1 protein-coding gene is annotated in these 1,067 nt (G+C 69.1%); it reads left to right on the forward strand.

The window, feature by feature from the left end:
* Nucleotides 1–42 precede the first annotated feature (42 nt).
* Nucleotides 43–1,067: DUF7933 domain-containing protein (locus tag ABT160_RS47110; RefSeq protein ID WP_502984437.1), on the forward strand; the 1,025-nt coding region annotated here is incomplete at its 3' end.

The following is a 1,067-nucleotide window of genomic DNA, read 5'->3' on the forward strand; positions in this document are numbered from 1 at the left end:
ATGGGCAACCGCGTGGTCATGCTCCCGGCGTACACGGGAGCCATGGGTACGAAGTACACGGCCGACCCGGCGTGGCTGACGAACTGCAACGGTGCGATCGTGTCAGCCTCCTCGCCGAACAACGCTGCCGGCGCCGCAGGATGTACGACCGGCTACGCTGCCGTAAAGCGCCTGGCGAGCGTACTGGGGCAGGTCGGTGGCAACGACCCGAGCACCAACAACGCGGTGACTGCCTACACCGAGGGCGACCCGGGTGCCAACAAGGTCCAGTTCGAGACCACGGCACCCGTCCCGCTGAACGTGACGAAGCGGTTCGTGACCTTCAGCGTCGACGCCGCGGCGGCGTCCTGTAACGCCCGCGGACCGCGGTTCCAGTTCTCGCTCTTGGACGGGTCGACCGCCCGCCCGATCGGCGGCACCATCAACCCCTGCACCGACAGCCGGGCCACCAACTACTCGGGTGTGCTCGGCGGCCGCTTCCCCGCCACCTCGTCCATCCTCTTCTCCGGTACTTCCGCGGGCATCCGCATGGTCAACGCCGAGGGCTCCGGCGCCGGCAACGACGGTGCCTTCGACAACATCCGCATCATCGACGTCACCCCGCAGCTGGACAAGTCGTTCAGCCCGGCCTCCGTCCCCGCCGGGCAGAACTCCACGGTGACCTTCACGATCACCAACACCAACGAACTGGGCGCGAAGAACGGCTGGTCGTTCACCGACAAGCTGCCCGCCGGTGTGACCCTGGCCGGCGCCCCCACCACCAACTGCTCCGGCGCGCGGGCGACCGGCACCGTGGGCAGCGCGGACATCAGCGTCACCGGAGGCAACCTCAACGACCGTCAGGTCTCCTGCACGGTCACGGCTCCGGTCACCTCCAACGTCGCGGGCCGCTACGTCAACACCCCCGACGACGTGACCGTCACCGGCCTGAACGCCCCGGCCGACGCCCCCGTCACCTTCACGGAGTCCGCAGACCTCGTCAGCGAGAAGGACTCCCTCGGCACCGGACCGCTCAGGCCCGGCCAGACCTTCGACTACCGCGTCACGGCCAGGAACCGGGGCCCCTC

The organism is Streptomyces sp. NPDC001941 (assembly GCF_040296945.1).
Taxonomy (GTDB): Bacteria; Actinomycetota; Actinomycetes; order Streptomycetales; family Streptomycetaceae; genus Streptomyces.